This window comes from Staphylococcus cohnii species complex 1663, from assembly GCF_041008415.1.
In the GTDB taxonomy this organism is placed as follows: domain Bacteria; phylum Bacillota; class Bacilli; order Staphylococcales; family Staphylococcaceae; genus Staphylococcus; species Staphylococcus ureilyticus.
The window spans coordinates 87,249-110,701 of record NZ_JBFDVL010000003.1 but is presented as its reverse complement, the minus strand read 5'-3'; the positions used below and the strand labels follow the sequence as shown (position 1 = coordinate 110,701).

At 31.9% G+C, this 23,453-nt stretch carries 23 protein-coding genes and 1 other RNA gene; 19 read left to right on the top strand and 5 right to left on the bottom strand.

What is annotated here, in order from left to right:
- Nucleotides 1–64: 64 nt before the first annotated feature.
- Entirely contained in the window at nucleotides 65–292 is a 228-nt protein-coding gene (locus AB1J10_RS04325) for a hypothetical protein (RefSeq protein ID WP_070039127.1), read from the bottom strand.
- Nucleotides 293–700: 408 nt separating this feature from the next.
- On the opposite strand from AB1J10_RS04325, the gene AB1J10_RS04320 reads away from it, so the two are divergent.
- From AB1J10_RS04320 to AB1J10_RS04260, 13 genes are all read left to right on the top strand, one after another.
- Complete coding sequence (locus AB1J10_RS04320) at nucleotides 701–1,675, top strand: sugar-binding transcriptional regulator (RefSeq protein WP_226857817.1); 975 nt, start codon at nucleotides 701–703, stop codon at nucleotides 1,673–1,675.
- 39 nt (nucleotides 1,676–1,714) lie between these two features.
- A complete protein-coding gene (gap, locus tag AB1J10_RS04315; protein WP_019469448.1) occupies nucleotides 1,715–2,722 on the top strand; it encodes a type I glyceraldehyde-3-phosphate dehydrogenase in 1,008 nt (335 codons plus the stop codon).
- Between the two features lie 130 nt (nucleotides 2,723–2,852).
- A complete protein-coding gene (locus tag AB1J10_RS04310; protein ID WP_046207450.1) occupies nucleotides 2,853–4,043 on the top strand; it encodes a phosphoglycerate kinase in 1,191 nt (396 codons plus the stop codon).
- Nucleotides 4,044–4,107: 64 nt separating this feature from the next.
- Complete coding sequence (gene tpiA, locus AB1J10_RS04305; protein WP_070039130.1) at nucleotides 4,108–4,869, top strand: triose-phosphate isomerase; 762 nt, start codon at nucleotides 4,108–4,110, stop codon at nucleotides 4,867–4,869.
- A 1-nt stretch (nucleotide 4,870) separates the two neighbouring features.
- The gene (gene gpmI / locus AB1J10_RS04300) at nucleotides 4,871–6,388 is read left to right on the top strand and encodes a 2,3-bisphosphoglycerate-independent phosphoglycerate mutase (RefSeq protein ID WP_046207452.1); all 1,518 of its coding nucleotides are present in this window, start codon (nucleotides 4,871–4,873) and stop codon (nucleotides 6,386–6,388) included.
- Between the two features lie 194 nt (nucleotides 6,389–6,582).
- Nucleotides 6,583–7,887, top strand: a complete 1,305-nt coding sequence (gene eno, locus AB1J10_RS04295; protein WP_046207453.1) for a surface-displayed alpha-enolase — start codon at nucleotides 6,583–6,585, stop codon at nucleotides 7,885–7,887.
- Between the two features lie 263 nt (nucleotides 7,888–8,150).
- Nucleotides 8,151–8,612, top strand: coding sequence for a hypothetical protein (locus tag AB1J10_RS04290; RefSeq protein WP_046207454.1), 462 nt, complete (start codon nucleotides 8,151–8,153; stop codon nucleotides 8,610–8,612).
- A gap of 68 nt (nucleotides 8,613–8,680) precedes the next feature.
- Nucleotides 8,681–8,914 carry a preprotein translocase subunit SecG gene (secG, locus tag AB1J10_RS04285; RefSeq protein ID WP_019469442.1) on the top strand — a complete coding sequence of 78 codons (234 nt, stop codon included), beginning with the start codon at nucleotides 8,681–8,683 and terminating at the stop codon, nucleotides 8,912–8,914.
- A 140-nt stretch (nucleotides 8,915–9,054) separates the two neighbouring features.
- Nucleotides 9,055–9,795 carry an alpha/beta hydrolase gene (locus tag AB1J10_RS04280; RefSeq protein ID WP_046207455.1) on the top strand — a complete coding sequence of 247 codons (741 nt, stop codon included), beginning with the start codon at nucleotides 9,055–9,057 and terminating at the stop codon, nucleotides 9,793–9,795.
- 35 nt (nucleotides 9,796–9,830) lie between these two features.
- The gene (gene rnr, locus AB1J10_RS04275) at nucleotides 9,831–12,203 is read left to right on the top strand and encodes a ribonuclease R (RefSeq protein ID WP_046207456.1); all 2,373 of its coding nucleotides are present in this window, start codon (nucleotides 9,831–9,833) and stop codon (nucleotides 12,201–12,203) included.
- A 22-nt stretch (nucleotides 12,204–12,225) separates the two neighbouring features.
- Nucleotides 12,226–12,690 (top strand): SsrA-binding protein SmpB, encoded by a 465-nt coding sequence (gene smpB / locus AB1J10_RS04270; RefSeq protein WP_046207457.1) that lies wholly within the window; start codon nucleotides 12,226–12,228, stop codon nucleotides 12,688–12,690.
- A gap of 98 nt (nucleotides 12,691–12,788) precedes the next feature.
- Nucleotides 12,789–13,148: a transfer-messenger RNA gene (ssrA, locus tag AB1J10_RS04265) on the top strand.
- A 495-nt stretch (nucleotides 13,149–13,643) separates the two neighbouring features.
- A complete protein-coding gene (locus tag AB1J10_RS04260) occupies nucleotides 13,644–13,937 on the top strand; it encodes an antibiotic biosynthesis monooxygenase family protein (protein WP_070039133.1) in 294 nt (97 codons plus the stop codon).
- A gap of 1,007 nt (nucleotides 13,938–14,944) precedes the next feature.
- Here the strand turns inward: AB1J10_RS04260 and AB1J10_RS04250 are convergent.
- Nucleotides 14,945–15,556 (bottom strand): hypothetical protein, encoded by a 612-nt coding sequence (locus AB1J10_RS04250; protein ID WP_070039136.1) that lies wholly within the window; start codon nucleotides 15,554–15,556, stop codon nucleotides 14,945–14,947.
- A 1,584-nt stretch (nucleotides 15,557–17,140) separates the two neighbouring features.
- Here AB1J10_RS04250 and AB1J10_RS04245 point away from each other — a divergent pair.
- Together AB1J10_RS04245 and AB1J10_RS04240 are read left to right on the top strand one after the other, a co-directional pair.
- Nucleotides 17,141–17,350 (top strand): hypothetical protein, encoded by a 210-nt coding sequence (locus AB1J10_RS04245; protein ID WP_046207460.1) that lies wholly within the window; start codon nucleotides 17,141–17,143, stop codon nucleotides 17,348–17,350.
- A gap of 229 nt (nucleotides 17,351–17,579) precedes the next feature.
- Nucleotides 17,580–18,335, top strand: coding sequence for an SGNH/GDSL hydrolase family protein (locus tag AB1J10_RS04240; protein ID WP_107365884.1), 756 nt, complete (start codon nucleotides 17,580–17,582; stop codon nucleotides 18,333–18,335).
- 102 nt (nucleotides 18,336–18,437) lie between these two features.
- Here AB1J10_RS04240 and AB1J10_RS04235 read toward each other — a convergent pair whose 3' ends face one another.
- Complete coding sequence (locus tag AB1J10_RS04235) at nucleotides 18,438–19,577, bottom strand: MFS transporter (RefSeq protein WP_070039139.1); 1,140 nt, start codon at nucleotides 19,575–19,577, stop codon at nucleotides 18,438–18,440.
- A 364-nt stretch (nucleotides 19,578–19,941) separates the two neighbouring features.
- Here AB1J10_RS04235 and AB1J10_RS04230 point away from each other — a divergent pair, with 364 nt between their 5' ends.
- The gene (locus AB1J10_RS04230) at nucleotides 19,942–20,325 is read left to right on the top strand and encodes a YxeA family protein (RefSeq protein ID WP_046207461.1); all 384 of its coding nucleotides are present in this window, start codon (nucleotides 19,942–19,944) and stop codon (nucleotides 20,323–20,325) included.
- A 114-nt stretch (nucleotides 20,326–20,439) separates the two neighbouring features.
- Here AB1J10_RS04230 and AB1J10_RS04225 read toward each other — a convergent pair whose 3' ends face one another.
- Together AB1J10_RS04225 and qac are read right to left on the bottom strand one after the other, a co-directional pair.
- Complete coding sequence (locus tag AB1J10_RS04225) at nucleotides 20,440–20,628, bottom strand: hypothetical protein (RefSeq protein ID WP_070039142.1); 189 nt, start codon at nucleotides 20,626–20,628, stop codon at nucleotides 20,440–20,442.
- Nucleotides 20,629–20,836: 208 nt separating this feature from the next.
- A complete protein-coding gene (gene qac / locus AB1J10_RS04220) occupies nucleotides 20,837–21,160 on the bottom strand; it encodes a QacCGHJ group quaternary ammonium compound efflux SMR transporter (RefSeq protein WP_046207463.1) in 324 nt (107 codons plus the stop codon).
- A 216-nt stretch (nucleotides 21,161–21,376) separates the two neighbouring features.
- On the opposite strand from qac, the gene isaB reads away from it, so the two are divergent.
- From isaB to AB1J10_RS04205, 3 genes are all read left to right on the top strand, one after another.
- Nucleotides 21,377–21,856 carry an immunodominant staphylococcal antigen IsaB family protein gene (gene isaB, locus AB1J10_RS04215; RefSeq protein WP_046207464.1) on the top strand — a complete coding sequence of 160 codons (480 nt, stop codon included), beginning with the start codon at nucleotides 21,377–21,379 and terminating at the stop codon, nucleotides 21,854–21,856.
- A gap of 696 nt (nucleotides 21,857–22,552) precedes the next feature.
- Complete coding sequence (locus AB1J10_RS04210; protein WP_261660231.1) at nucleotides 22,553–22,699, top strand: glycerophosphodiester phosphodiesterase family protein; 147 nt, start codon at nucleotides 22,553–22,555, stop codon at nucleotides 22,697–22,699.
- 212 nt (nucleotides 22,700–22,911) lie between these two features.
- The gene (locus AB1J10_RS04205) at nucleotides 22,912–23,283 is read left to right on the top strand and encodes a VOC family protein (RefSeq protein WP_046207467.1); all 372 of its coding nucleotides are present in this window, start codon (nucleotides 22,912–22,914) and stop codon (nucleotides 23,281–23,283) included.
- Nucleotides 23,284–23,453 lie beyond the last annotated feature (170 nt).

Genomic DNA, 23,453 nt, shown 5'->3' with positions numbered 1-23,453 from the left:
AGCACTAAAATGAAACGCAGCTTATCATTTGTAGTAAGAATCATATGAAACAAAAAAAGAATGATTAAAATAAAAAGCTCACTAAATATGAAATGAATGACAAAAGCAGTATGATTGATAAGCATCCACCTAAACAACCAAATGGACCTAAATGACAACCAATGTGTTTGTTGTAATTAAATGATTGATATGGATTTTTTTGAGAATGTTCTTTCGTTTGTTTAAAGTAATCGTCATCTTTGTATCTTTTATCTTCTGGGTCTATAACTTCTGGTTGTTTATTATTAGACATGTATATTCCTCCTGAAAAATAACTCATTAAGTTTATATTTATTTTAAGCATAATTGGAGATTGTTTCAAAGAAACGCATGTTGATGATGTTATGTTTAACATATAATTAAAAAATGTCATGTGGAAAATGATTAATAAAAAAAGAAAATGGGTAAAATATTTATATAGAGAATAGAACTATAAAAGTATAAATTTCACTTTATTTAAGAACGAAGTATTTCTCTTGCTTTTTTAAATGTATAGTAGTATTATAGCAAATATAAGAGGTTATATTTTTTTGTCCCAGTAGGGACGTAAAAAGTCAATCTATGGTTAGAACTTGACCCTTGTATATAGAAACGGAGGAGGTTAGTAGTGAAGAACTTGATAAAAATTCAACAAAAGCTTGTCCCAGAAATTGTTGAAAAGATGTATCGTCGTTTTTCAATACTCACTACTATCGCTCAGTATCAACCCGTCGGTAGACGTAGTTTAAGTGAATATATGGATTTAACTGAAAGAGTGTTGCGTTCTGAAACAGATGTTTTAAAGAAACAAGCACTTATCAAAGTTAAACCCACAGGTATGGAAATCACTGAAGCTGGTGAAACGACAGTACGCCAACTCAATAGTTATTTTAACGTTTATTCAGATGATCATCACCTTGCTCAAATTATCAAAGAAAAATATGGCATTAAAGATGTTTATGTCATTCCTGGTGATTCAGACACTGATAAAACGGTTAAAATTGAATTATCTAAACAAGCCGGACAGCTAGTTGAAGATGTTTTATACGATCATGCAACTGTAGCAGTTACTGGTGGCTCAACGATGGCATACGTAAGTGAAGCTATGCATCGGCAACCTTACGACGTATTTTTTGTACCTGCAAGAGGTGGGCTTGGTGAAAACGTTGTATATCAAGCCAATACAATTGCAGCCAGTATGGCACAGCAAACAGATGGAGATTATACAACGCTTTATGTACCAGATAATGTCAGTGAAACAACGTATAATACACTTATGTTAGAGCCGTCAGTGATACACACTTTAGAAAAAATTAAAGAAGCAAATATTACAATCCACGGCATTGGTGATGCGCTGAAGATGGCGCGTAGACGTCAATCACCTAGTGAAGTTATTGAAAAACTTCAACATCACAATGCCTCGGGAGAAGCATTTGGATATTATTTCGATGAACAAGGGCAGATCGTTCACAAAGTAAAAACGATCGGACTTCAATTAGAAGACCTTGTATCGAAAAAGTTTATCTTTGCCGTTGCTGGGGGTAAATCAAAAGGAGAGGCAATTAAAGCTTATCTTTCGATTGCACCCAAAAACACTGTGTTAATCACAGATGAAGGAGCGGCAAGTATTATCGCGAATAATAGTAATAAAAAGTGATTCCACTTTTTAAATATCATTTTAAAGGAGGCCATTATAATGGCAGTTAAAGTAGCAATTAATGGTTTTGGTAGAATTGGTCGTTTAGCATTCAGAAGAATTCAAGATGTAGAAGGAATCGATGTAGTAGCAGTAAACGACTTAACAGATGATGAAATGTTAGCTCATTTATTAAAATATGACACTACACAAGGTCGCTTCACAGGAGAAGTTGAAGTTGAAGAGAATGGTTTCCGCGTTAACGGATTAGAAGTTAAATCATTTTCTGAGCCAGATCCAAGCAAATTACCTTGGGGAGACTTAGATATCGATGTAGTATTAGAATGTACTGGTTTATTTACAGATAAAGAAAAAGCAGAAGCACATATCAATGCAGGAGCTAAAAAAGTATTGATTTCAGCACCAGCTAAAGGTGACTTGAAAACAATCGTTTACAACACTAACCATGATACTTTAGATGGTTCAGAAGACGTTGTTTCAGGTGCTTCATGTACTACTAACTCATTAGCGCCAGTTGCTAAAGTGTTGAATGATGAATTCGGTTTAATCGAAGGTTTCATGACTACAATTCATGCTTACACTGGTGACCAAAGCACACAAGATGCGCCTCATAGAAAAGGTGACAAACGTCGTGCACGTGCAGCTGCTGAAAACATCATCCCTAACTCAACAGGTGCTGCTAAAGCTATCGGCCTAGTAATTCCTGAAATTGATGGTAAATTAGACGGTGGAGCACAACGTGTACCAGTTGCAACTGGTTCATTAACTGAATTAACAGTAGTTTTAGACAAAAATGTAAGTATCGAAGACGTAAATAACGCAATGAAAAATGCATCTAACGAATCATTCGGTTATACTGAAGATGAAATCGTTTCTTCTGATGTAATCGGAATGACTTACGGTTCACTATTTGATGCAACTCAAACACGTGTTATGACTGTTGGAGATCGTCAATTAGTTAAAGTAGCAGCTTGGTATGATAACGAAATGTCATACACTTCACAATTAGTACGCACATTAGAATATTTAGCAAGTCACGCTAAATAATTTGATGCTCACTTTAGTTTAACAAGTATAGCGTTGTGAAATTGAATCAATAAGCTTAGGAGTAAGCGGGGGAGCTCAACGCTTCTCCGCTTATTTTACTTTATTCATCCATCTAAAGGAGGAAGATTACATGACAAAAAAAATTGTATCTGATATCGAGTTAAAAGGTAAAACTGTACTTGTACGTGCAGATTTTAACGTACCTATGAAAGACGGTGAAATTACGGACGACAACCGTATCGTTCAAGCTTTACCAACTATAAAATATATTATTGAACAAGGTGGTAAAGTCGTTTTATTCTCTCACTTAGGAAAAGTTAAAGAAGAAAGTGATAAAGCAGAATTAACTTTAAAACCTGTAGCTAATGCATTAGCTGAAAAATTAAATAAAGACGTGGCATTTGTTCCTGAAACACGTGGAACACAATTAGAGCACTCAATTAAAGATTTAAATGAAGGTGATGTGCTATTAGTTGAAAATACACGTTTTGAAGATTTAGAAGGTAAAAAAGAGTCTAAAAATGACCCTGAATTAGGTGAATACTGGGCATCATTAGGTGATGTATTTGTAAATGATGCATTTGGAACGGCACACCGTAAACATGCGTCAAACGTAGGTATTGCAGCTCACTTAGAAACTGTAGCAGGTTATCTAATGGAAAAAGAAATTAGATATATCGGCGGCGTTGTAGAAAACCCAGATAAACCTGTAGTTGCAATTCTTGGTGGCGCTAAAGTTTCAGATAAAATTGGTGTAATCACTAACTTATTGAAAATAGCAGATAAAGTGCTTATTGGCGGCGGTATGTCATACACATTCTTCAAAGCGCAAGGTAAAGAAATCGGCTTATCTTTATTAGAAGAAGATAAAGTAGACTTTGCAAAAGAATTGTTAGAAAAAGCAGGAGATCAAATTGTATTACCTGTAGACTGTAAAGTTGCAAAAGAATTTTCTAATGATGCAAAGATTACAGAAGTTTCCGTCGATAACATTCCTGCCGACCAAGAAGCGATGGATGTTGGTCCGAAAACTGTAGAATTATTCAAAGAAAAACTACAAGGCGCTCATACAGTAGTTTGGAATGGACCTATGGGTGTATTTGAATTCAGTAATTTCGCAAAAGGTACAATTGGGGTTTGTGAAGCAATTGCTGAAATGAAAGACGCAAACACAATTATCGGTGGTGGCGATTCAGCTGCAGCAGCGATTTCATTAGGATATGCTGATGACTTTAGTCACATTTCAACTGGTGGCGGTGCTTCATTAGAATATCTTGAAGGTAAGGAATTGCCAGGTGTCGTTGCGATTGCTAATAAATAATCGTTAATTTACGAGCAAAACTTGATTAAAAATTAATCATAATTTACTAATAGGAGTGTATATAATGAGAAAACCAATTATTGCGGGTAACTGGAAGATGAACAAAACAGTTCAAGAGGCTAAAGATTTTATTAATGAATTACCAGCATTACCAGATACTAAAGAGGTAGAATCTGTCATTTGTGCTCCAACAATTCAATTAGATGCCTTAGTAACAGCAGTTAATGAAGGTAAAGCACAAGGTTTACAAATTGGTGCACAAAATGCTTTTTATGAAGATAATGGTGCATTTACAGGTGAAACATCACCAGTAGCATTAGCTGATTTAGGTGTAAAATACGTTGTTATTGGACACTCTGAGCGTCGTGAAATCTTCCATGAAACAGATGAAGATATTAACAAAAAAGCACATGCCGTATTCAATCATGGTATGACTCCAATTATTTGTGTTGGTGAAACAGACGAAGAACGCGAAAGTGGCAAAGCTAATGAAGTTGTTGGTAACCAAGTGAAAAAAGCTGTTGAAGGATTATCTGAAACACAATTGAAACAAGTTGTCATTGCATATGAACCAATTTGGGCAATCGGTACTGGCAAATCATCAACTGCAAAAGATGCCAATGAAATGTGTGCATTTGTAAGAGAAACGATTGCAGACTTATCAGGACAATCAGTTGCTGATGCAACACGTATTCAATATGGCGGTAGTGTTAAACCTAACAACATAAAAGAATACATGGCAGAATCAGACATCGATGGCGCATTAGTAGGTGGCGCATCACTTAAAGTGGATGATTTTGTACAATTGTTAGAAGGTGCAAAATAATATGGCTAAACAACCAACTGCATTAATTATTTTAGATGGTTTTGCAAATAGAGAAAGTGAGCATGGTAATGCTGTGAAACTAGCTAATAAACCTAATTTTGACCGTTATTATAATCAATATCCAACAACACAAATCGAAGCGAGTGGCTTGGATGTTGGACTTCCTGAAGGTCAAATGGGTAATTCAGAAGTTGGACACATGAATATTGGCGCTGGACGCATTGTTTATCAAAGTTTAACACGTATCAATAAATCTATTGAAGATGGCGATTTCTTTGAAAATGATGTATTGAATCAGGCGATTCAACACGTAAAAGGCAATCAATCAGCACTCCATATTTTTGGTTTATTGTCAGATGGTGGTGTGCATAGTCATTACAAGCATCTATTTGCTTTATTAGAATTAGCCAAAAAGCAAGGCGTTGACAACGTTTATGTACACGCGTTCTTAGATGGACGTGATGTCGACCAAAAATCAGCACTTAAATATATCGAAGAAACAGAAGCTAAATTTAAAGAATTAGGCATTGGCCAATTCGCATCTGTTTCAGGTCGTTATTACGCAATGGATCGTGATAAACGCTGGGATAGAGAAGAAAAAGCTTATAACGCAATTCGTAACTTTGGCGGAGAAACATTTGAATCAGCTAAAGCTGGTGTTGAAGCAAACTATGCTAAAGATTTAACTGATGAATTTGTCGAACCATTTATCATTAAAGATCAAAATAATGGCGTGAATGATGGAGATGCAGTCATCTTCTATAACTTCCGTCCTGATAGAGCTGGTCAACTGTCTGAAATCTTTACAGATAAAGCATTTGAAGGCTTTAAAGTAGACCAAGTTAATGACTTATTTTACGCTACATTTACAAAATATAATGATAATGTAGATGCAAAAATTGTTTTTGAAAAAGTCGACTTAACAAATACAATTGGTGAAGTTGCACAAGATAATGGCTTGAAACAGTTACGTATAGCGGAAACTGAAAAATTCCCGCATGTCACTTATTTTATGAGTGGTGGTCGCAATGATGAATTCGAAGGTGAACGTCGTAGATTGATTGACTCACCTAAAGTTGCAACTTATGATCTTAAACCAGAAATGAGTGCTTATGAAGTAAAAGACGCACTGATTGAAGAGTTGAATAAAGGTGACTTAGACTTAATCTTATTAAACTTTGCCAATCCTGATATGGTGGGGCATAGCGGTATGCTTGAACCTACAATCAAAGCGATTGAAGCAGTTGATGAGTGTTTAGGTGAAGTCGTAGATAAAATTATTGATATGGGTGGTCATGCCATCATTACAGCTGACCATGGTAACTCAGATATGGTACTCACTGATGATGAGCAACCAATGACAACACATACGACTAACCCAGTACCAGTGATTGTTACTAAAGAGGGTGAAACTTTACGTGAAACAGGTCGACTAGGTGATTTAGCGCCTACACTATTAGATTTGTTACAAGTAAAACAACCTGAAGACATGACTGGTGAATCACTTATCAAGCATTAAAATAATATAAACACAATATGGTCTAAAAACCAGAAATATAAGGGCGTGTCATTGTTTAAGATTTGCTTAAATGACTGATGGCACGCATAATCAAAATGAAGTAATTAAATTATTTGTATTTATAGTATTTATAGCTATAATAAAGATGAAATTTAATATTTCTAAACTACTTATTTATAAAGGAGATTACAAACATGCCAATTATTACAGATGTTTATGCTCGCGAAGTCCTTGACTCACGCGGCAACCCAACAGTGGAAGTAGAAGTATTAACTGAAAGCGGTGCATTTGGTCGCACACTTGTACCATCAGGTGCGTCTACTGGTGAGCACGAAGCAGTTGAATTACGTGATGGAGACAAATCACGTTATTTAGGTAAAGGTGTAACGAAAGCTGTTGAAAACGTAAATGAAATTATTGCACCTGAATTAGTTGAAGGTGAATTTTCAGTATTAGAACAAGTTTCAATTGATAAAATGATGATTCAATTAGACGGAACTGAAAATAAAGGTAAATTAGGCGCAAATGCTATTCTTGGTGTTTCTATTGCAGTAGCACGTGCAGCAGCTGATTTATTAGGCCAACCACTTTATAAATATTTAGGTGGCTTCAATGGTAAACAATTACCAGTTCCAATGATGAACATTGTAAATGGTGGTTCTCACTCTGATGCGCCAATCGCATTCCAAGAGTTCATGATCTTACCAGTTGGTGCAGAAACATTTAAAGAATCATTACGTTGGGGAGCAGAAATTTTCCACAACTTAAAATCAATCCTTAAAAACCGTGGTTTAGAAACAGCAGTAGGTGACGAAGGTGGTTTCGCTCCTAAATTTGAAGGTACAGAGGATGCTGTTGAAACAATCTTAGAAGCGATTAAAGCAGTAGGTTTAGAACCTGGTAAAGATGTGTTCTTAGGCTTTGACTGTGCTTCATCAGAATTCTTCGAAGATGGTGTTTATAACTATGCTAAATTCGAAGGCGAAAATGGTTCAAAACTTACAGCAGAACAACAAGTTGACTATTTAGAAGAATTGGTTAATAAATATCCAATTATTTCTATTGAAGATGGTATGGATGAAAATGACTGGGACGGTTGGAAAGTATTAACTGACCGTATCGGTGATCGTGTTCAATTAGTTGGTGACGATTTATTCGTTACAAACACTGTTAAATTATCAGAAGGTATCGAAAAAGGTATCGGTAATTCAATCTTAATTAAAGTTAACCAAATTGGTACATTAACTGAAACATTTGATGCTATTGAAATGGCTCAAAAAGCTGGTTATACAGCAGTAGTATCACACCGTTCTGGTGAAACAGAAGATACAACTATTGCTGATATCGCAGTTGCTACAAATGCAGGTCAAATTAAAACTGGTTCATTATCAAGAACTGACCGTATTGCTAAATACAATCAATTATTACGCATCGAAGATGAATTATTTGAAACAGGCAAATTCGATGGTATTAAATCATTCTACAATTTAGATAAATAATGTTTATCTAAAAATGAGTTCACGCGCTAACACGTAAACCCTATGGGTTTGCGTGTTTTTTGATTGGATAAAAAATCATATACCAAACGTATGATGTAGTTAGGTTATTGCGATACCTGTCGATTTCAGTTATGATGACCATTTGTGTCAGAGAAACATACATATTAATGAAATACATGATTTACATTGTCTAATTTGTTCATCTTTGTTTGTGAAACTGATATAATTAATAGTGTAAATTATAGAAGGAGCATTGACTGATTATGAAGGCACAACCTAAAACAAAAGAAATTCGAACAGGTCATTTTCTTGCATACACTTCACTAATTATAGCAATACTTTATGCGATTCATTTATTCGTTATTTTAGACGATAGTGTAATAAAACAAATGTTAATAAATAGTAGACAAAAGCCTTCTGAAAACGCAATTGGTGTGATAAAAAACAGTTTCCAATTTACAGGTATCATGTATGTGATTGCTAATTTAACAGGGATTATTGCGATTTGGAATAGGCATACTTATTTGTGGTGGTTTATGTTTGCAGTATTCACTTCACAAATTTTATATAATTTAGTTAATATCAATGCGGTTTATGAAGCGATATTAGATACAAAATCAATGATTAATATCTTACCGTTAACAATTGTATTGATCATGTCACTTATTTTAGCGATATATATGTTGGTTGTTTCAATTAAACGTAAAAGCACTTTTAATAGATAGAAGTTTGCTAAATAAGATAAACGTGTGATATAATGCGGTTCGTATATAATGAATGGAGGACAATTTTTATGCATACATTTTTCATGATCATTTTAATTTTAGATTGTATTGCATTAGTGACTGTTGTATTACTCCAAGAAGGTAAAAGTAATGGACTATCAGGTGCGATAAGCGGTGGCGCTGAACAGTTATTTGGTAAACAAAAACAACGTGGCGTTGATTTATTCTTGCATAGATTAACAATTGTATTGTCTGTCATTTTCTTCTTGTTAATGTTAGGCATAAGTTATTTTGGTTTATAAGGTCCGACAATGTAAAAGTCGGGCTTTTTTATTTATAATGGAAGTATTCGACTTTTAAATGATTCGAAGTAGGGAATATATTTTGAGTACAACTGATATCATAATTATTTTAATAGCTTGGATGAAGGGATTGAGTCACAATGCAAATTAGATTACCAGAACCATTCTTTTTTGAAGAAGGTAATCGTGCTGTATTACTTTTACATGGTTTTACAGGGAATTCTTCAGATGTAAGACAGTTAGGTAGATTCTTACAAAAAAAGGGTTACACTTCTTATGCACCACAATATGATGGTCATGCAGCACCACCAGAAGAGATACTGCAATCTAGTCCATTTGCATGGTATAAAGATGCAATAGATGGATACGAATTCCTTGTTGATAAAGGATATGATGAAATTGTGGTTGCTGGCTTATCACTGGGTGGTTGTTATGCATTAAAAATAAGCTTAGATAGAGATGTAAAGGGTATTATAACAATGTGTTCACCTATGCATATTAAGACTGAAGGTGCAATGTTTGATGGTGTCTTAACGTATGCGCGTAATTTCAAAAAATACGAAGGCAAAGATGAAGCGACAATAGAAAAAGAAATGGATGCGTTTCATCCAACAGATACGTTAAAAGATCTACAAGGTCAGATTCAAAGTATACGTAACCAAGTAGACGAGGTAATGGATCCGCTACTTGTTATCCAAGGTGAGCAAGATCAAATGATTAATACCGACTCTGCTAATATTATATACAATGACAGCGAGTCTGATGATAAAGAAATTAAATGGTATGCGAATTCAGGACATGTCATTACAATTGATAAAGAAAAAGAAAAAGTTTTTGAAGATATATACCAATTCTTAGAATCATTAGATTGGTCCAAATAAATTTTTAGTATTTAATTATAGAAAGGAGGGGCATAATGAATTTAAAGCAATCCATAGAAGAAATTATTAAGCAACCAGATTATGAACCCATGTCTGTATCAGATTTTCAAGATGCATTAGGTTTAAATAGTGCCGACTCATTTAGAGACTTAATCAAGGTACTTGTTGAATTAGAACAAACAGGATTAATTCAACGTACGAAGACAGACAGATACCAACGTAAGGAATCTAAAAAATCAAAACAATCGAAATTAATACAAGGTACGCTTAGTCAAAATAAAAAAGGCTTTGCATTCTTACGTCCTGAAGACGATGAGATGGATGATGTCTTTATCCCACCTACAAAGATTAATCGTGCAATGGATGGAGATACTGTACTTGTCGAATTACAAAACTCTAAAGGTGAACATAAAGGTAAGCTGGAAGGTGAAGTAAAATCAATCGAAAAACACTCCGTTACCCAAGTGGTGGGCACGTACAGTGAAGCTCGACATTTTGGATTTGTCTTACCAGATGATAAACGCATTATGCAAGATGTGTTTATACCTAAAGGTCATAATTTAGGTGCGATAGATGGGCATAAAGTATTAGTACAAATCACGAAATATGCGGACGGTACCGATAACCCAGAAGGCCAAGTTTCAGCAATTTTAGGTCATAAAAATGATCCAGGTGTCGACATTTTGTCGATTATCTATCAACATGGTATTGAAATAGAATTTCCAGATAAGGTATTAGAAGAAGCTGAAGCTGTACCAGATGAAATCAAACCATCTGAAATCGAAGGACGTCGTGATTTAAGAAATGAGCTAACTATTACAATTGATGGCGCAGACGCTAAAGACTTAGATGACGCAATTAGTGTCAAGAAGTTAGATAATGGTCATACACAATTGACAGTGAGTATCGCTGATGTCAGTTATTATGTAACGGAAGGATCAGCACTAAATGAAGAAGCATACGACCGTGCAACAAGTGTATATTTAGTTGACCGTGTAATTCCAATGATACCTCATCGACTTAGTAACGGTATTTGTTCATTGAATCCACAAGTAGATAGGCTAACTTTAAGTTGCCAGATGGAATTAGATGAACGTGGTCATGTGGTTAATCATGAAATCTTTGATAGTGTGATTCATTCAAATTATCGTATGACATACGATGAAGTGAATGAAATTATTACAGATCAAAATGAAGATACGCGCAAACAATATAACGAAGTTACACCAATGCTTGATTTAGCTAAAGACTTGTCTGAACGTTTAATCAACATGCGTAAACGCCGTGGTGAAATTGACTTCGATATCAGTGAAGCCAAAGTACTTGTCAATGATGAAGGCATTCCAACAGACGTAGAATTAAGAAAACGCGGTGAAGGTGAACGTCTCATCGAATCGTTTATGTTAGCAGCCAACGAAACGATAGCAGAACATTTCGATCGATTAAATGTACCATTTATATATCGTGTACACGAGCAACCGAAATCAGAACGTTTACGCCAATTCTTTGACTTTATTACTAACTTTGGTTTAATGATTAAAGGTACTGGCGAAGAAGTACATCCATCAACTTTACAAAAAATTCAACAAGAAGTAGAAGGTCAACCAGAGCAAATGGTCATTTCTACTATGATGTTACGTTCAATGCAACAAGCACGTTACGATGATGTGAATCTAGGTCACTTCGGCCTGTCAGCAGAACACTATACACACTTCACATCACCGATTCGGAGATATCCAGATTTAATCGTGCATAGACTTATTCGTAAATATCTTATTGATAAAACAATGGATGATAAAACACTTAATAAATGGGAAGAAGCATTACCAGAAATTGCTGATCATACATCTCAAAGAGAACGTAGAGCGATCGAAGCAGAACGTGACACCGATGAATTGAAGAAAGCAGAATATATGGTTCAACATATCGGAGAAGAATATGAAGGTATCATCAGCTCTGTAGCTAATTTTGGTATGTTTATCGAATTGCCAAATACAATCGAAGGTATGGTACATGTATCAGAGATGACTGACGATTATTATCACTTCGATGAACGTCAAATGGCAATGATTGGAGAACGCCAAGCTAAAGTCTTCCGCATTGGTGATCCAGTTAAAATCAAAGTTGTTAACGTAGATGTTGATGAGCGTATGATCGATTTCCAAATTGTCGGTATGCCATTACCGAAAAAAGAGCGTAGTCCAAGACCTTCACGTGGTAAGACGATTCAAGCGAAGCCACGCGGTCAATCATTAGATAACTCAAATAATGATAAAAAAGGCAAGAAGAAACAACGAAAAGGTAAAAACCAACGCAATAAAAACAAACAAGCAAGTGGTAACACCAAACACAAGCCATTTTACAAAGATAAAAAAGTGAAAAATAAAGCTCGTAAGAAGAAAAAATAATTCAACAAAGAGGTGAAACTCAATGCCAAAGAAAAAATCACCAGGAACATTAGCTGAAAATCGTAAGGCCAGACATGATTTTAATATAGAAGATACGATTGAAGCGGGCATTGTGTTGAAAGGGACAGAAATTAAGTCCATTCGTCGTGGCAGTGCAAACCTTAAAGATAGCTATGCGCAAGTAAATCGTGGCGAAATGTTTTTAAATAATATGCACATTGCCCCATATGAAGAAGGAAATCGATTTAACCATGACCCACGTCGTTCACGCAAATTACTATTACACAAACGTGAAATAGCAAAATTAGGAGAACGTACTAGAGAAATTGGTTATTCCATCATTCCTTTAAAACTCTATTTAAAACACGGTCAATGCAAAGTTTTACTTGGTGTTGCAAGAGGTAAGAAAAAACATGATAAACGTCAGGCATTGAAAGAAAAAGCAATGAAACGTGACGTAGATAGAGCGCTTAAAGCGCGTTATTAAGCGAAAATATTGCCAAAGACTTCGATCTTTGGTAATATAATATGTGCTTTCTGAAAAGATAGATGATTAAATCTGCAGAAAGTACATTATATTATTAAGGGGACGTTTTTGGATTCGACAGGGGTCCCCGAGCTAGTTAAGCGTGTCGGAGGGTTGTCTCCGCACCAACACACACAGTTAAAAATTAACTGACAAATCAAACAATAATTTCGCAGTAGCTGCCTAATAGCACTCTGCATCGCCTAACTGCATTTCCTATGTGCAGTTAACGCGATTCAACCTTAATAGGATACGCTAGGCATTGCCGTTTGAAGTCTGCCTAGAAGAGATTAATCGAACTAGCATAATGTCGGCTGTCTATCACCTAACATTATGCGAAATACCTTGATAGACTACACACGTAGAAAGATTAGTATCAGGACCTCTGGACGCGGGTTCGAATCCCGCCGTCTCCATATTAGAGCTCTCAACCACAACGGTTGAGGGCTTTTTTCATGTATAAAAATTTTGAAATTTATTGAAAGTTGTTCTAGAAAGATACGTGTGTAATTATCATAATATGGTAGATACTTATAAGAATAAATCACATGATATGGAAAAAATTCAATATATGAACTTAGGAACGATTGTAAAAGGTATTACAGCAGTTTATAAAGATTGTGATGTTAAAAAGTACAACAGATTATTAAATTGTCATTGTGGGGCGTTTATTTGAAGTATCAGATAAGAAAGTGAAACAAGTATTTGATAGGGTGTTGGATAAAATAGTAGAAGGGTAAGCACTTATGTGTTTGCCCTATTTTTTTATGCTATCATTAAAATAAATTATTGCGAGGCTCAACGTCAATAAAGCAATTGGAATAAAGCAAAATAGATTAATGATATAAAAGTGGTTAAAATAAAAGGAAATCGTATTAATTTCTTTCAAAATATATTTTAAGGGGGATTTTGCATTGGTACTTGAAGGAGCGATGTTACAAGTTAAAAAGAATATGGAAAATGAATTTGAGGAATCTTTTATAGAAGCCTCTAGTATTATTAGTTCAATGAAAGGCTATATAAATCATTCGTTAAATAAATGTTTTGAAGAAGAAGGTAAGTATCTGTTATTGGTTGAGTGGGAAACATTAGAAGATCATACAATAGGTTTTCGTGAGTCTGAAGAATATAATAATTGGAAGTCTTTATTGCATTGTTATTATGAACCTTTTCCTGTAGTTGAACATTTTTATAAAATAGAAATTTAAGTGATTTAATTAGGTCACTTGAACAACAACTGTGATATATAAAGTACAACAGATTATTCAATTGTCATGGTAGGACGTATATTTGAAGTATCAGATGAGAAAGTAAAACAAGTTTTTGATAGGGTAATGGATTGATTATCAAGGATATACACTTATGTGCTAGCCTTATTTTTGTGTTAAAATAAAATTGATTCGTAGCTCAATGTCAATAAAGCAATTATATTGAAATTTTAAAGAATGGGTGATTTTGTGAAGATAAATCCTGAATTAGACACAAGTTATTTTATATCTATTTGGTTAAATATTTTATTTTTATTTGGTCTTATTTTTATTACACAATTAGAAAATTTGATTATATTAATACCTTACGTTCTTATAATGGGTGTAAATTCAATATACATAGTTATTAAAGCAATGAAAATTAGAAATAATCGTAGTTTATGAATGTTTTGTATAGTTAATTGAATATTTTTGTCTTTCTAATAAGCCACTCACACATGTCAATGGGTGGTTATTTTTTATTTACATATAATAACAAGTGTTCCGTCAATATTTATTGAAGTAATACTATGACTCCAGATAATTATAAAAATGAAACTGATTATCGTAAAACACTACGTGAATATCTTAATCACGAATACTACCAGAACATGGATTAGTTAAATTACATCTTTTCAAGTTTATGCACGAAAAGTATGAAATGTTAGAATAGTATGTTGAAGATCAGAATAAAATAGTTAAGTCTTTATTTAGCGATGATCAACTATATGAATAGAATAAACTTTAACGCTCGAAATGCTCAATGATTCAGAAGTGATTATTAGTTATTATGAAAGTGGATATATTAAAAATATAGAAGGATATATTCGCAAAGTAGATGACTATGTACAATTGTTTTATTTATATGAATGAAATGGATTAAATAGAATTAGTTTGAAGGATATTGCGGAGTTAAAATAAAAAGGGCATAGTTTAATGCCCATATAAAAATATGTTAAATAGGATTATCAATCATATAATTCAAGATAACTATCCGTAAATTCTTCTGATGAAATTTCTCCATTGTCTCTTTGTTGTTGTAATTCTGCAGCTTTATTCTGAATTTCATCGTACTCTTCACGAGAATATCCTTGATTTTCCATCTCTTCATAATTTGCTTCTTCTTGGTCTTTTTGTTGTTCAGGTGTTAAACAACCACCAACTGTACAATAAGTACCATCTTCTTTATATTCACCAAACATTGCGTCACCAGCAGGTACATTTGATTGCTCGTTATTAGCCACTTGTGAGTTTTGTTGTTGTTCAGATTCAGATTGTTCTGCTTTCTCTTGCGACTGAATAGGTTGTTGTGTCATTTGTTGCTTTTGTGTATTCACTTGTTCTTGTGATTGAACAGGTTGTTCATTAATTTCATTTTGTTTTGTTACTTCATCATTAGAACTATCATTTGATTTGTCTTTGCTATCTTCAGATTGTTTAATATTTTTCTTTTCATCATTTGATTTCTTATTACTTGATGATTTTGTTTCCTTACTATCATCTGATTTACTTTCTTCTTTATTGCCACATGCTGCTAATACTAAGAAACTTGCTAATAATAAAAATAAAATATTTTTCATTTAATGCTCTCCCTTAAAAATAAATTATTAACTTAATTGTACTATACCTAAAAAATAATAGTGATAACAAAAGGTTATAGTTAAATTTAATATTTGTGAATATGCTTATGGTTATTTAATAAAGCGAAAAGTATACGTAAATTCATTGCCCGATGTATTACAGAGTAAATGTCAGAAATATATATTAAGTAACTTAATGTATGATGGGATATGTAACGAAAGTTATTAATCTAAAGAAGAATAGCAGATTTAAAAATTGTAATCATTTTAGATAGTGAAAAACAATATGTAAATAATTAATGATAGGACATTATATTTTTTGAATAACATTATTGTTGAATGAAAGTGAAAGAATGTTACAATATTCTTTGTTAAATTTTAAAACAGTATAAGGAGTAGTAATGAGGATAGAATGGATTTAATTGGAATTTTTACTATGTTATTGATATTACTTATAGGGATCGTTGTTACTGTTGTATTTTGGCTAGTAATCTTTAAAATATTGCATTGGGCTTTGGGTGATACTGGGTGTATTGTGGTTATGGTAATAATTGGTGGACCAACTATTGGATTAATATTATATGTTATATATAAATATTTTGGATATTAATATTTAATTATGTATTTTATGTTAAAAACATCTCTACTAAGTTATATGTACTAGGAATATAGATAAGAGTTTATTGTGAAATTAAAAGTTTGTTTATTTCAGCATTGGTAACTATAATTTTTTTGAGTGGATGTGATTTTATTAGTCTGGATGATGTGAGGAATTCAAATGAATCCAATGAAGACCATAAAAAGTCGAATGAAAATTATAAAAGTAATTCAAAACATAACAAACAAAATGTCGATGATAAGTCACATGATTAAGGTGGAAAATTAACTATCAATCAAGCGAAAACAATTGCTAATGAAAAGTTATAAACGGAAAATCAAGTATTTTTTAATAAGAGTGATTAATATATCACAAAGGCAAAAGTGACGAAAATCACTATTACATAGAAACACCTTTTTATGGTCAAAATGAGGCATCTTAAGCATAAGTAATTGTGGACAAAAATAAAGGAACGACTCTTGAAAATACATAAGAAAAACGTACAATTGGGAAGTCTATAAAAAAAGAGCAACATTCTGAAAATACAACCGAAGAAAAAAGTGCTGAGCCAGCTACTCAAGAACGATTTAAAGAAACAGATTAATAACATTATTAAGTATTTAAGTAATTAACTCTTGCATGCGGGAACGAATACATTAAGAGTGCACAAATTTCTTTTGTTTTTGCAATTTTAATATTTTACACTACAGCATCAAGACAATGTAAACGTTGATATAGCAATAGTTATAAAAATGTATAGTTAATCGCTTTAATGAACTCCCAGCGTCTTCATAGCCGAGCCTTCACCCATTGCGGTTGAGGGCTTTTGTTTTATTAAAAATCTATATGCTATGTGCTTGTGCATTATTTTTGAAAGCAATTAAATTATTGTAAGAATGTATTTCGATTTAGGAATGTATCTAATTTGCAATGCTAAGTAATTAGTTGGATAATTAATTTATAATACTTACACAGGGTGAATATAGATGGACGAAATTTTTGTTTTTAAAATAAAAACGAACGATGGAAATATGTTTCGTGAGTATGTAGAAAATATTTGGGAAATTAGTGAAGCATTGGCTTTAAAAAGGTTTGAAAAAGCAATTAAGAAACATGAATACTTTTACTTAAAAGACAGTGGTAGATATATCAATGTGAGTAATATTATTTCAATAGACGTAGAACTTTTGAACTAAAAAGATTAAATTATATAAAATAGAATACTTAAATAAGATTATCAATGTGAAATATAAAAAATATTGATATCATGAGTTGTTTTTCATTGACTTATGCATACAGTTAGACTATAAACTTTCTGTCATAATCAAGTTATAATATCATGAAAATTAGTAATTCAATGTACCTAACTAATTAAAATGTATATTTGAGAATTTAATATGATAATGTCCAAAAGGAGCTATAAAATTGAAAAAGGTAATAATGTTAATTAGCGTGTATATTGTTGGGAAATTAGCTTCTGCAGTGACAAATTTTGTTAATGATATACGAAAAGGCAATAAAAGTAGTTTTAAACCGAACTCCCAATTTTTTAAAAGAGAAGATGGTTTAGCTGATAAAAACATTCTTTTTTTAGGTTCTTCAATTACATATGGTGCGGCTTCTCATGGGATTTCATTTGTTGAATTTTTAAATATAGAATCTCATATGAACACAACGAAAGAAGCACTTTCGGGTACAAGTTTGGCAGGAACAGAAAAAAATTCATATGTCCAAAGAATAAAAAAAGAGAAGTTAAGTAAAAACAAATTTGATTTGTTGATTTGTCAGTTATCAACGAATGATGGTAGGTTAAATAAATATGTAGGTGAAATAAAAAAAGAATATGATCATAATGCTTTTGATGTAGAAACAACAATTGGCGCAATGGAATATATTATTAGTTACGCTAAATTAACCTTGGATACGCCTATATTATTTTATACTTGTATTAGAAAAGCAGATCCTTATTATGAATTTTTGGTATATAATTTATATAAACTAAAAGAAAAAAGGGATATTGAAATTTTAGATGTTTGGGGCAATCAATGGGCAAATGAACAAATAAAATATGATAATACACTTTTTGCTGATGATGCACACCCAACTTTAAAAGGCTATCGCTATATTTATACACCACTTTTTAAAGAAAAGATAAAAAATATATTGAGCAAAGAAATATAAAAATGAACTACTTTTTACGAATCAGAAAAGCTAGCAGGTCATTTTGGATTTAATGCAGAAGGATAGGCAAATGAATGCCTATCCTTTTTAATTATCCAGTATTTACTTTTTAGGAAAAATGAACAAAGTAAGAATACTTAAGACAATAGAAATCATAGCAAGATAAACTGGTGCATTTATATTTTGAGAGTAAAAATAACCAGCAATAATTGGTGCTATTAAAGTACCTAAAGAGGTAAAAGTAGAGTTTATTGAACCTGCTAAACCTTGTTTGTTTTGAACTAATTTTGATAGATACACTGTTATAGTAGGGCGTATGATATCAAATCCAATAAATATAATCCAACTTATTAATATGAGGGATATTACAGAATTTAAGAATAACAAGCTAAATAATATGACGATCGAATACATAGAACTAATAGTGATGATCGAAAGTTCACTCAAATACTTTGAAATTTTAGGATATAGAAAATATTGAGTGAAAGCGCCTAGCAAAGATCCACCTATAATCGCGGCAGCTATATTAATAGATGTAAACGCAGCTTTATCGACTAAGTATAATGGATAAAGCTCTTCTATAGCAGCTAGTCCAAATGCTAATAAGAATATAATTATAGAAGGTAATAAATATAGTTTTAAGTCTTTGAATTTTATTTTGAAATTTTTATTTTTTGGTACATCTTCATTTTTAATATGTGGAATACTTAACTTTAAATTTATAACTAACATGATCATACCTATTACCATAGCTATAAAATAAGGTAATCTTATGTGGATTGATGAAAACAACGCTCCTATACCTGGTCCAATGATAAAGCCTAATGATGTTATAGCTGAAAATGTGCCGAAATTTTTATCACGATTTTTTTCATCAGAGATATCTCCGATAATGCCAATAATAGATGTAGTCATTAAGGCAGCACTTATGCCTCCCAATACTCTGGAAACAAAGAGTGTATAAAAATCCATACCTATCCCGAATAAGCATTCTGAAATTATATAGAATAACAATCCAAACGATAGAAAGTGCTTTTTGGGGTACTTGTCAGAAAAGTATCCAATTATAAGTGAACAAATCATTTGGAAAAAAGAAAAAACTGCAATAAGTACTCCAAAAGCATTTCCAGTTATAGATAAATCTTTAATTATTAAAGGTAAACTTGGAACGACTAGTCCTATGCCAGTAAATGCCAAAAAAATATTGATATAAAGTGGAATAATTAAACTTCTTTTAATCATTATAACTCCTTATTGGAATAAATGATTAAAAGTAAGATTTCAATCATATATTGTTTGCAAATTTATACAATTGATTGATTTAATCATTTATTCCTCCTGTTGTTTTAGTTTTAATTTGAATTATTAATGTATTTTTTCTGACTAGCATAAAATCTCCTCCTTTTGATGATTATATTATACAATATTTTATTTTTTACGAAAATAATTACTTAGAATATTTCTATTTATTTAAAAAGTATGGTTAAAACTATATTAGTTTATATATCCAACTGAATTTTAAGTGAAAAAAGATAACAATATTGTAAGTACAGTTAATTCATATTGATTGATAAAATATTTTATATAACGAAAGGAATGATTTTAAATGAAAAAGATATTGATTTTAATGCCAGTTGTAATACTAGGTTTAGCAATAATACTAATAGGCATGTACATAGTATCTAATGGAAAAAAGCAAGAGGGAGAAATTGCCGGCATAATTGATCAAATTAACCCCCTAGTGAAACAAGAAAATAGTTATGTAAAAACAAAAAAGCCTGATAAATTTCTCGAATATGATAGAGTTAGCTACACACAAAATGCTTATAATAAATATGGTGAAAGTAGAGATATAACTTTCACAGCTGCAAAAACTTTAAAGCTAGACAAATATTTGAAAATCACTCATAAAGGAGCCCATGTGGCTACGTATGAAGAAGTGAATAAAATGGATATACCTAAAAAGGCATTGAAGGAAATTGAAAATTAAAAATTATAACTTGGTAACTCACTTTAAAGGGACTTTCAAACAGTTCCTTTTTTATTATGAACATGAATTAGGATTCTATAGTAAGTCGTATTTTTACTATAGATAAGGCACATTTCAATTTTTCAGAAACGAATTTACTATGACCATGTTTATATTCATTCTTCCTTTGTATTCGACAAGTTCATATACAAAATTTAAATCTAATATCGCATCGACTTTACGTAATAAATGACTATTAGCGACTAAGTCAGAGATAGAAATCATTTCATATTGATCTCTTTTATCAATTGATTTATTCAGCATAATAAACACCATCACTGCTTAATTTACATATATTATAATGTTGGCAGTGATTTATGCCGACTCCTGCGGGAATAGCACTAGACGAAGACTACAGATAAGGCAGTGCCCGCGGAAAGCGTGTATAAAAAAACTGCCAACAAAGTTGGAGACTTTGTCGACAGTCTGTAGCCACCTATCTAAGGTGGCTAATAATTTAAAAATTAAGTGTCTAATGAGTTGACCCAAAAGTATTAAGTAATACAACACCCACAATAATAATAGTAATTGAAATGACACTCATCAAATTAATTTGTTCTTTGAAAATTACAACTGACACAATCGTTGTAAGTACCAAACCAAGTCCAGCCCAACTAGCATATGTAATATTTAATGGTAAATATTGTAAAGTTTTGCTTAAAAAATAAAAGCATGCAAGAAATGAAATAATTGTTGCCAAAGTTGGAAAAAGCTTAGAAAAACCTTCAGATGATTTAAGAAATGCACTACCTATGACTTCTCCCACTATAGCTAAAATTAATAATAAATAAGGCATGATATTTTCTCCTTTATAATTGATAATTTCATTTTACTTGTTTAATTAATGAATAATAGTCTTGTAATTTTCTAACGTTATGTGAGGTGTCAATTTTTGTGAACTCAAAAATTTTGGGGATTATATTATTCAGTAAACAATTGACTTTTTGTAATATAAGTGTAATATTACAATTGAATCAACTGAGATTCAAAATTTTTACAGGGAGTGTTTAATATGAATAAAGTGTCAAAGATAATGTTATCTTGCGGCCTTGTATTTAGTACAGCAGTAGGTGCAGCAGCAATCGATTCACATCAATCACAAACCCAAGCAGCAGAAACGCCATATTATAACTACACAGGTTATACATCAGCAAATAGTGAATTTATTTTGGATCAAGATTTTATTAATGCAATTAAATACAAAAATTTAACAATTAATGGTTATAAAATTACAAATAGCGATGCAGAAACAGCGGAGATGGTAGATATATATGATCAATCATTTCGTAAAACTGGCGAAAATAAAGCAGATGCTGTTACTTTTGATTTAGATGGTAAAACTGTTTCAAAAAATGATTTATTAACAGTATATGGACCTTCAGATGTAACGGACACACCAGCAGGGAATATGTATGAACGTAATTATAATGGTACATCAATTAAATTTTATGTAAATGATGGCTATGTAACTAAAGTACAAATTAATACTTAAAATGTAGTTAATAAAAGTAGGTTGCACATTATTCCTTAAATTTTTTAGCAGTGTGTACTTTACAAATGCATAGTCATAAAGTGATTAATAGATGATGCTTATGCTTCTTTTTATAAAACTAAATTTCAGTAAACAAACGCTCACCAATTGGTGGGCGTTTTTGTAATAAAAACTATTTTTAGAGTGGGTTTAATAGGTTAAGGCTAAATGAATGAATATAATTATATGTATAATTTTAGAAGTAAAGATTTAAGCATGTGCTTTGAGAAGCATTAACTTTTTAATTACAAATTTATTTTTAACAATTTTTTGCGTTGTAATAAGAGATAAGTACGTTTGTCCAAAAAATCATTTAGCATATTAATCTTGTTGAGACCTTAAAATATAAAAATAAAAAACCAAAAATATGATGATTGATGGTGGTAAACTTATAGATATTGTTTTTATAAATTCGTTACTAATCAAAAGCAATGTATTGAAATTAGAAGCGTTCATAATTTCATTTATTTTTGTTTCTGATGGTCTAGTTAAAATTGTGATAAATGTTATTATCAAGAAAAAAATAGTAGAATATTTTAGACTTTTTTTAAATCTCATAAAGCACCTCATTTTGATTTAGCATATCATGATTTTGAATTAACTATGACAAATGAATTATTTGTTCATATTATATAATAATAATTTATTTATGTCACAGTGTTGCTGAATTTTACTATAAAATTGTTGATTAAACGAGCTCACAAAAACGGTTTAAAAGTTCATGTGTTTACATTGAATAGTCAAGAAGAAGGAAAAGAAATGAAAAAAATGGGTGTTGACGGTGGTTTTAGTAATAACACATAGATAAAATAATAAATTCATCCCACCAATGATATATATAACCACACTGCGTTTAGGTAGGAACTTGAATCCTTTAGAAGATTAAATTATTAATGAGAATACTAAAATTTAAATTTATATACTTATATACAGGGAAAAATTTTTTACATAAATCGTTTATATGTATATCGTTTTGGCTATATTTAAGCATGTCTAAAATTGAAAGGTGTATTGAAATGGAAAAATTAAATCAAGTCATGCTATATGTAGATGATCAGTCAAAAGCTGTTGATTTTTGGAAAAATACCATGGGATTTGCAGTTTTATCAGAAGAAGCATTAGCGGAGGGATATAAAGCAGTAGAAATTGCTCCCAATAATGAAGTTGAAACATCTATCTCTATTATGGAAAAAGAATTTATAAAAAAATATAGCCCAGGCGTTAATCTGGGAACACCATCACTGATGTTTAAAGCTTCTAATTTTGATGAGCTTTATACAAAATTAAAAGACATGGGTTTAACTGGACATGATATTATTGAAATGTCAGGAACGCGTGTATTTAATTTTCAAGATGGACAAGGTAATTATTTTGCAGTAAGTGAATAACATTTAGTGCTTCTTAAAATAAATAGCTGTGATCAAAAGGACTGAAATCAAGGCGATGAAATTCGTTGGTTTCAGTCTTTTTTAGTAATTGTAAGCATATTTATTATACCTTATAGGGGTATGTGTTATAATCGTTTATGTTAATAGAATAACGATACACTTTGTAAGGA